Raw genomic sequence first — 9,001 nt, forward strand, 5'->3', positions numbered from 1 at the left:
CATGTCCGCCCTGCTACAGCCGGCCGGAGCGTTCCCGGGCAACGGCATCCTTAAGCTGTTCCATTGCCTTTTCCAGTACCTGTCTCGGGCAGGCGGCGTTCAGACGCATATATCCGCTCAGTTCCCGGTCGAAATCACAGCCGGCGTTCAAACCTATACCGGCTTTCTCTATCATAAAACGGTTCAGCTCATCGTCCGGCAGTCCAAGTCCGCGGCAGTCCAGCCAGACAAGGTAGGTGCATTCCGGGAGATTTGCCTTAATTTCAGGGATATTTTTCTCACAGTATTCCTGTATGTACTTCATGTTTCCTTCCAGATAGGGAAGTAACTGTTCGAGCCATTCCTCCCCCTCGTTGTAGGCGGCAATTGAGGCTACCAGACTGAAGCTGTTATTCCTGTGTATCTCAAGATTGTGCCAGAACCGCTCAAACCTGGCCCGCTCTTCCTTGTTGTTAAAGATAACGGAGGATGCCTGCAGCCCGGCCAGATTGAACGTCTTGCTGACTGCCGTGCAGGTGATCGTGTTTGCGGCAATCCCGGGTGAAATGGATGCCATCGGTGTATGGCGGTTTCCCCACAGCATCAGGTCGGCATGGATCTCATCCGACAGGATTGGAACGTGGTATGAAACGCAAAGCTCTCCCATCCGTTTCAGTTCCTCCTTGCTCCAGGAACGTCCCACCGGATTCTGCGGATTGCACAGGATAAATGCCTTCGGTCCCTGTTTCAGCTTCTCCTCAAAATCCTCAAAATCAATCTCATAATGGCCGTTCTTCTCGATCAGGCGGTTCGTAACAACACTGCGCCCCGCATTCTCCACCACCTCATAAAATTCCGGGTAGACCGGAGTCTGAATCAGGATGGTTTCACCCTCTCTGCTGAACTGGCGTACCAGGGCAGCCAGCGACGGAACCACACCGCAGTTAAAGCTTAGGAGCGATTTATCCACATCCCAGCCGTTTCTTCTCTTCTGCCATCCCGCCAGGGCGTCCCAGTATTCCTCAGGCCTGGATACATATCCGAAAATTCCCTGACGGGCTTTATCTACCAGAGCGTCCTCTATCGGTTTGGCAACCCTGAAATCCATATCGGCAATCCACAGCGGAATTACATCGTCAGTCCCGAATTTTTTAACTCTTTCGTCATATTTGGCAGCATTATTGTGAGTTCTGTCAACGATCTCATCAAAATTATATATCACACGCACCGCCTCCCTTCCTGTTATAGTATATCAAGTTCGGTGTCCATTCACAATGTGAATTTTTCACGGAATTAATCCGTAAAACTGTTTTTCTTCGCTCCGGGCCCGGCAGCGCACTTCGAGGGGTATGTCATGTATGAACAGGAATATAATTTTTTTACGGGCCCCCGGAATTGCTTGAACCGACTCCCCGCATATGATACTATTTATGATAGCTGTCACAAAAAAAATGTACGGAAATAAAGAGAGACGCGCGCAAAATTGCCGCTCAGGAAAGGCACCCTATGTATAAATACACACTACCCGTCAGTAATAAGGATATTGTAGAAATTGTAAAGAGAGCGTTCAATCTGGTCGACAAGAGGCTCATCGGCCACGGTTCCCGCGTCTCCTATATTGTATTTCAGATGTTGAAAGCTTCCAGTGATTATACGCCAAGGGAAGTCCGCGACCTTTTGATTCTGGCCGCCCTCCATGATATCGGCGCCTATAAGACGGATGAGATTGACCGCATGGTGGAGTTTGAAACCCGCAATGTCTGGAACCACTCCATTTACGGCTATATGTTTTTCAAGTATTTTACCCCGTTTAAGGATGAGGCATCCGTTGTCCTGTTCCATCACACGCCCTGGAAGAAGATGAAGGACCTGGAACAGGTTCCCATGTTTGCCAGAAGAGCCGCCCAGCTTATCAATCTGGCCGACCGCTTTGACATCTATCTCTCCCAGACCAAAGGGAAAAGGGACTATCACAATTTTCAAAATTATGTTAACAAAAACACGCCGGATATTTTCAGTTCTGAGGCATGCGCTCTCTTTAACCGGGCTGATTTCTCTTTTCTCTTCAGCGCGGCGACCGAGTCTCAGACCGCTGCTCTCCTGTCCGAACTTCTGGAAAAAGAGTTTGACCGGGTTCTGGAAGACGTTCCCTTTACGGAGGAAGAGAGAAATGCCCTGCTCAGAATGATGACTTATGCTATCGATTTCCGGAGTCCGCATACCGTCACCCACACGATTACGACAACGGTAATCAGCACCGAACTGGCAAAGATCTTCTGCAACACCGGGGAAGATATCAATGATATCACCTGCGGCGCCATGCTCCACGATCTGGGTAAGCTCGGAATTCCCTCCGAGATACTTGAGTTTCCCGGCAAGCTGAGCCCCCAGGCCATGACCGTGATGAGAACCCATGTGGATTTGACCGGAATGATCCTGGGCGACAGCGTCACACCGAAGGTGAGGGATATCGCGCTCCGCCATCACGAAAAACTGGACGGTTCCGGCTATCCCCGCGGACTGGACGGAAGCGAACTGACAACGCCGCAGCGGATCGTCGCCGTCGCCGACATCGTCAGCGCCCTCTCCGGAACCAGAAGCTACAAGGATTCATTTTCCAAGGAAAAAACATGCTCCATTCTAAACGATATGGCCGGGCACGGGCTGGTCGATCCTGTCATTGTGGCGAGAATTGTCGAAAACTATGATGGAATTATGGGAACCGTCCGCGAGAAGTCGGAACCGATCCTGAAAATTTATCAGGAAATGCAGACGGGATATATGGCTTTGCTGAAACAGCTTACGGAATATATGTAAAACAACGGAAAGCACGCTTCGCGGACTTTTCATTACCGCTGAATAAGTCCCCGCGGTCAGGATTGGATACCTGGCGGCGGGGACTTATCTTACTTTCAGTATTAAATCTTCAGACTTGATTTTGCTGTCTTAGTTATTTTTCATTGCCTTTTGTTGCTTTCGTTGTCTTTTATTGCTTTCGTCGTCTTTTGCTGCTTTCGCTGTCTTTTGCTGCTTTCGTTGTCTTTCGCTGCTTTCGTTGTCTTTTGCTGTGAAATTACAGTCTCTTTAAAAGTTCTTCTCTTACCTTCTCATATCCCGGTTTTCCAAGGAGTGCAAACATGTTGCTCTTATAGCTCTCAACGCCCGGCTGGTTGAACGGATTCACGCCCAGCAGGTATCCGCTGACTCCGCAGGCAAATTCGAAGAAATAGAAAAGCTGGCCAAGGCAGAATTCGTTCTGCTCCGGAATATTCACCTTCAGGTTCGGCACATCGCCGTCCGTGTGGGCCAGGATTGTTCCGTTCATGGCGCTCTTGTTTACAAAGTCCACATTTTTTCCGGCCAGGTAGTTCATACCATCCGTATCCACTTCTTCCTCTTCCAGAATAATCTCGGCAGGGGAATCCTCCACGTTCAGAACCGTTTCAAACATAATTCTGGAGCCGTCCTGAATGAACTGGCCCATGGAATGGAGATCTGTGGTCAGGTCAACGGACGCAGGCATAATGCCTCTTCTGTCCTTGCCCTCGCTCTCACCGTAAAGCTGTTTCCACCACTCGGATACATAGTGGAGGCTGGGCTCATAGTTTGCTGCGATCTCGACCATTTTTCCCTTTCTGTGGAGAATGTTTCTGATGGCGGCATACAAAAGGGCCGGGTTCTCCTCGTAAGGGGTTTCCAGGGCTTTTTTCCTTCCGTAAGCTGCGCCTTCCATCAGTTGGTCGATATCGGCTCCGCTCACTGCAATTGGAAGCAGTCCTACCGCCGTCAGTACGGAATAGCGTCCGCCCACATCGTCCGGAACGACGAAGGATTCATATCCCTCCTCATTTGCCAGGTTCTTGAGGGCGCCTCTGGATTTATCGGTTGTTGCATAAATTCTCTTATTTGCCTCTTCTTTGCCGTATTTTTCAATCAGCATTTTCTTGAATACACGGAATGCGATAGCAGGCTCTGTCGTTGTGCCGGATTTGGAGATAATATTGATGGAGAAATCCTTACCCTCCAGCATATCCTGCAGGTCTTTGATATATTTGCTGCTGATGCTGTTGCCCACAAAGTAAATCTCCGGTGATTTTCTCTTGTCTTTCGGCAGGTTATTGTAAAAGCTATGGGATAAGAAATCGATGGCTGCTCTCGCACCGAGGTAAGAACCGCCGATACCTACCACCAGAAGTACATCTGAATCATTCTGAATCTTCTTTGCTGCTTCTTTAATTCTTGCAAATTCCTCTTTATCGTAATCTGTCGGCAGGTCAATCCAGCCCAAGAAGTCATTGCCTGCGCCTGTCCTGTTTACGAGGATATCCCTGGCAAAAAGGACTGTGTCCTTTAAATTGTCCATCTCCTCCTGATTTACAAATCCGGCTGCCTTCGAATAATCGAAGCTTACTTCTCTTCCCATTGTTTTCGTCTCCTTTTCACACGCTGCGCGGATGCCCGGAGGGCGCCGCTCAACTTTGATAAAAACTTGTCTATGTTTCTTTCTTATTATAGCAATCTGGGGGGTATTTATCAATGGGGAAATTTTGATGAAAAATGGGGACGCCGAGGAGAGGAATGGTGGACGGGGAGGAGAGGTTGTGGTGAAGTCTTCAGTCCCGGTGGGAGGTTGTGGCGAGGGGGAATCCGGGAGAAAAAATTCCTGCGGGGACTCGCTCCCGCTTGTGGAATGCGCAGCGACTGCTAAACTCGATAACACCTCGTTAAGCAGCGGCGGATTCCAAGGTCCCCTGCGGAAAGTTTTCTCCCGGATTCCCCGGACAGTTTGTCGATGGGACTGAAGACAGGAAGGTTTCTGCCCGTCCGCCATTCCTGCGTCGGCTGATTGTCGCTTTTTTTCACAAGGGGAAAGGGTGGACGGCCACTACTTTTATTGTGTGGCTTTTTTGTGTCTTTTATTGAGTGCCCTTTATTGAGTGCCTTTTATTGCATATCATTTGTTATTCCGTTATATGTCTTTCGTTTCATGTTTTTTGTTGCATGTCTTTCGTCACATGTCTTTTGCTGTAAGTCTTTCGGCGTAAGTCTTTCGGTGTATCTGCATCCCGTTCTTGACTTTAGCACGGTACAACGGTACAATGGATGGAACCGGCGGGGATGGGTGGGCACAGGCCTGTTCTGATTGTTTTGGGTTGATGCCGGAGCTTTAGGGGAGCTAACGTGAGTAAGAGGAGGATATGTGTTATGTCGTACGTTGATGATGTTTACAGAAGGACGGTGGAGGATAACCCCGGGGAATTCGAGTTTCACCAGGCTGTCAGGGAGATTCTGGAATCTCTTAAGCTTGTTATTGATCCGGATGAAAAGAAATACCGGGATGTCTCTCTATTAGAGCGCCTGATTGAGCCGGAACGGATTATATCTTTCCGTGTGCCCTGGGTGGATGACAGAGGCCATCTCCAGATTAATAAGGGATACCGCATCCAATATAACAGCGCAATCGGGCCTTACAAGGGAGGGCTGCGTTTTCATTCATCCGTCAACCTGAACCTGCTTAAATTCGTGGGTTTTGAGCAGACTTTTAAGAATGCCCTGACCGGCCTTCCAATCGGCGGAGCAAAGGGCGGCTCTAATTTTGACCGCAAAGGCAAATCCGATCGTGAAATTATGGCATTCTGCCAGAGTTTTATGTCGGAACTTTTCAAATATATCGGGGATGATCTGGATATTCTGGGCGGCGACATTGGAGCCGGGGCCAGGGAAATCGGTTATCTCTTTGGACAATATAAACGACTGGCCGGGCTGCACTGCGGCGCCATGACCGGGAAAGGCCCCTCCTTTGGAGGCTCTCCTATCCGCACCCAGGCTACGGGATACGGCCTTGTTTACATGCTGGAAAACCTGCTGCGCCGCCATGGAAAAGGACTGGACGGCAAAGTCGTAGTGATTTCGGGAGCAGGCAGCGTAGCCGTTCACACCATTGAAAAAATACAGCAGTACGGAGCCAAAGTCGTGACATTAAGCGACTCTGACGGCTACATTTATGATAAGGACGGTATCCGTCTGGATGTGGTAAAACAGATTAAAGAAGTGAGACGCGGGCGTATCCGGGAATATTTGGATGAAGTTCCCTCCGCTGTTTACGAGGAAAAGAAAAGTATATGGGATATTCCATGCCATATAGCCCTTCCCTGCGCAACACAGAACGAAATCAACCTGAATGCCGCCAAAACCCTGGTACGCAACGGGTGTATCGCATTAGCCGAGGGAGCCAACATGCCCTGCGATCGGGAAGCAACTGAATTTTTCCAGAGAAGCGGTGTCCTGTTTATGCCCGGTAAGGCGGCCAACGGCGGCGGCGTGGCTGTCTCAACCCTGGAGATGCGCCAGAACAGCATGCGGATGAGCTGGACCTTTGATGAGGTGGATGAACAGCTCCACAAGATTATGTCTGAGATCTATGATAAGACATCCGATACGGCTGAGCGGTTCGGAGTGAAAGGTAATTTTGTCGCAGGGGCCAATATCGCGGCGTTTGAGAAGATTGCCGATGCCATGATGGCACAGGGATTTGTATAAAATATAAATATCAGAATAAAACAACAGGCCGGGACTCGGTATTCCTGCAGAATGGCAATTCTGTCAGGATGCCTAGCCCGGCCCGCTGTTTTATTTAGAAACTGTGATAAGTTTTTTATTCCCGTATGTACCTCTCATACGGCCGCGCCGTCAAACTCCCCCGGCACCCCATCTTCTTAAAAAACACCCTGAAAAACATCTTTTGAAGCGGTCTCATCAATGTATACAGAACTATTGTTTTTCTGGAAGAGTATTCCGCACCGTTGAGTCCCGCCGCCTTATCCTCCGGAAATTTACCTTCCTTTGCGAACAGCTCCCCCATCCGTATAAACGGTTCAAGCATTTTATCCGCCGCCGGAGCAGGCAATAAATGCGTTACAAACATCTCGCCTTTCATCAGAACCCCGCCGTACTCACAATTCAGATACCCGGGCAGCATTTTCAGATATTCTTCACAGCACCGTCTCTGCGACGCCTCGGAAAAGCCGCTCTGCAAGATAAAGCTGAGCCTCGTTGCTTTTTGTCCCTCTGCCGAAGCTTTCGGCTCAAGAGTCTCCAAAAATTCGGTCATAATTCCCGGGATACATTCCACATAGAGGGGCAGGGCCATCAGAATATCGGTATTGTTATAAAATGCTTTTCGTATCTCTTCCCAGTTTCCCAGCTCTGAAAGCTGGTATATTTCCACCGTATTGCCGGGTATCGTGTATCCCGCCGCAAAGGCGTTTATAATCATGTTTGTATTGCTCTTTGCTTTTACCCGCGGAGAACAGTTAATAATTACCAAGTTCATGATAGAGCTCCTTTCTGTGGTCATATGAATATGCGCCAATTGGTTTTCTATTCAGATTGATCCGGACCCGTCCAAGCCACCGGTTCAGAAAACCGTTATCGGCCTCACCCAGGTAAACGAGCGCCATGCGGGGAGCTTTATCGTACCGGAGATAGTGGCGCATCTGCCCGTTCACATATTTCAGGTGCATTGTCAGCATTGGAAGAATACGGTCGATGGCATTTTTCATGCTGCTGCATACGAATCCCAGTTTTGTCTCGGTAAGCAGAATCACAACATCTGCCTGCAATAATTTTATAAATATCGGTTCATAGTCGTCATGAATGCAGCAAATGCCCGGTGTCTTGATCCAGCAGTCATTACATCCGATGCAATGCCGTATCGTCAGCCCGGCAGTGGATATAATCTCGACGTCACCGATAACCGGAGCCAGCTCTCCGCGCATTGTCTTTACGGCCTGCGCGTCCGTTTTATACGTTGTGAGAACAAGATATCTTTTACTTTTATTTTCCTCTTTTTTCATCTATCTGCAGTCTCCTCTTTCCTCTTCTTCGCCCACTATGCGGGATCTGAGCGTTTTAAACCAGTCAGCCTGAAAACGGGTGATGTTGATCCCATACTCTAATGTGATCAATTCATAATCACAGATTTCCTTCACATTCTCGTTCAGATCTCCGTTTTGGGTCGCCCATTCGATGCCCGCCCGATATTCCGGATCACGCTCAATTCTCTGAACCGTTTCCTGGTTTGACTGCTCCCGTTTGATGGAGGACCATATTTCTTCAAGGCCCTTCAGTTCCAGTTCCAGCTTACTTATAATTTCATCCAGAAGGAGCTTTCTCTCTTCAGACGGAATCATCCCCATAAACAGAAGCTTTGCCAAATCCATGTTCTTGATCTTTGCCATTTCCGCAGGGGTCCGGAGCCATTCCATGAAATATGTACGCCCGGAATCCGTAATGGAATGCCGCTTCTTATTAATCCCTTTTTCCACATGCTCGGAACACGTGACCCTTCCGTCCGCCACCAGCTTCTTAAGCGCAGCCTGTATGCTCCCCAGGCTGTCGCTGCACATCAGTCTGAAGTTATCCCTGATAATATTGCGTATCTCGTAGGCCGTCAGCCTCTGCACCATCAGAATTCCCAAGATCATTTTATCCATGTTTACCCCCCTGTTTCGCACAGCTCAAATTGTATTATATCGTATCGTGCTGTATTTCTTTGCTTCATGCCTTATCATGACGCAACTTATGGTTCTATTTTTATCGTGCAATATCTTAATATATTATCTTACATACTGCCCTACCAAATTACACCTAATGATAACATACCTTTTAGGTATATACAAGTAAATTAACCCGGTTGCAGTCAAGACTGTAAATTATTTCTTCCCGATTATAACCCACGCATTTTGCATTCCGTTAATTCGGAGCACAAACCAAAAGCCGCACAGCCATCACCGTTAGAAAAAGCGGAAACCTCCGTCAGAACACCGTTTCTTCCGTGTTCTACTGCAGGTTTCCGCTTTTTCTAATATACTTATATGATTTTATGGCCTTATAGCTTTATGATTTTATGGTCTTCTAGCTTTATAACTTTATAACTTTATGACTTTATGACTTTATGACTTTATGGCTTTATGGCTTTATGGCTTTATGGCTTTATGGCTTTATGGCTTTATGGCTTTAT

7 protein-coding genes are annotated in these 9,001 nt (G+C 48.2%); 2 read left to right on the forward strand and 5 right to left on the reverse strand.

What is annotated here, in order from left to right:
• Window positions 1-13: 13 nt before the first annotated feature.
• The gene (locus tag QZT18_RS17520) at window positions 14-1,201 is read right to left on the reverse strand and encodes a MalY/PatB family protein (protein WP_294149864.1); all 1,188 of its coding nucleotides are present in this window, start codon (window positions 1,199-1,201) and stop codon (window positions 14-16) included.
• Between the two features lie 284 nt (window positions 1,202-1,485).
• Here QZT18_RS17520 and QZT18_RS17525 point away from each other — a divergent pair, with 284 nt between their 5' ends.
• On the forward strand, window positions 1,486-2,796 hold the full coding sequence (locus QZT18_RS17525) for an HD-GYP domain-containing protein (protein WP_294149866.1): 1,311 nt from the start codon (window positions 1,486-1,488) through the stop codon (window positions 2,794-2,796).
• A gap of 256 nt (window positions 2,797-3,052) precedes the next feature.
• Here the strand turns inward: QZT18_RS17525 and QZT18_RS17530 are convergent, their stop codons facing one another.
• Window positions 3,053-4,402, reverse strand: coding sequence for a glucose-6-phosphate isomerase (locus QZT18_RS17530; protein WP_294149868.1), 1,350 nt, complete (start codon window positions 4,400-4,402; stop codon window positions 3,053-3,055).
• 782 nt (window positions 4,403-5,184) lie between these two features.
• On the opposite strand from QZT18_RS17530, the gene gdhA reads away from it, so the two are divergent.
• Window positions 5,185-6,519 carry an NADP-specific glutamate dehydrogenase gene (gene gdhA, locus QZT18_RS17535; RefSeq protein WP_294149871.1) on the forward strand — a complete coding sequence of 445 codons (1,335 nt, stop codon included), beginning with the start codon at window positions 5,185-5,187 and terminating at the stop codon, window positions 6,517-6,519.
• 115 nt (window positions 6,520-6,634) lie between these two features.
• On the opposite strand, the gene QZT18_RS17540 is transcribed toward gdhA, so the two are convergent.
• From QZT18_RS17540 to QZT18_RS17550, 3 genes are read right to left on the reverse strand one after another with little or no spacing between them, the layout of a single operon-like run.
• Complete coding sequence (locus QZT18_RS17540) at window positions 6,635-7,312, reverse strand: hypothetical protein (protein WP_294149874.1); 678 nt, start codon at window positions 7,310-7,312, stop codon at window positions 6,635-6,637.
• Window positions 7,293-7,835 (reverse strand): flavodoxin family protein, encoded by a 543-nt coding sequence (locus QZT18_RS17545; protein ID WP_294149876.1) that lies wholly within the window; start codon window positions 7,833-7,835, stop codon window positions 7,293-7,295. The genes QZT18_RS17540 and QZT18_RS17545 overlap by 20 nt, the downstream gene beginning before the upstream one ends.
• Window positions 7,836-8,474: a PadR family transcriptional regulator gene (locus tag QZT18_RS17550; RefSeq protein WP_294149878.1), complete on the reverse strand. Its 639-nt coding sequence runs from the start codon at window positions 8,472-8,474 to the stop codon at window positions 7,836-7,838.
• Window positions 8,475-9,001 lie beyond the last annotated feature (527 nt).

It is taken from the genome of uncultured Clostridium sp. (assembly GCF_900547735.1).
Lineage (GTDB): Bacteria > Bacillota > Clostridia > Lachnospirales > Lachnospiraceae > Otoolea.

Bases quoted from the DNA above. Each gene is read 5' to 3' on its own strand.
- QZT18_RS17540 (WP_294149874.1), bottom strand. From the start codon at position 7,312: ATGAACTTGGTAATTATTAACTGTTCTCCGCGGGTAAAAGCAAAGAGC.
- QZT18_RS17545 (WP_294149876.1), bottom strand. From the start codon at position 7,835: ATGAAAAAAGAGGAAAATAAAAGTAAAAGATATCTTGTTCTCACAACG.
- QZT18_RS17525 (WP_294149866.1), top strand. From the start codon at position 1,486: ATGTATAAATACACACTACCCGTCAGTAATAAGGATATTGTAGAAATT.
- QZT18_RS17550 (WP_294149878.1), bottom strand. From the start codon at position 8,474: ATGGATAAAATGATCTTGGGAATTCTGATGGTGCAGAGGCTGACGGCC.
- gdhA (WP_294149871.1), top strand. From the start codon at position 5,185: ATGTCGTACGTTGATGATGTTTACAGAAGGACGGTGGAGGATAACCCC.
- QZT18_RS17530 (WP_294149868.1), bottom strand. From the start codon at position 4,402: ATGGGAAGAGAAGTAAGCTTCGATTATTCGAAGGCAGCCGGATTTGTA.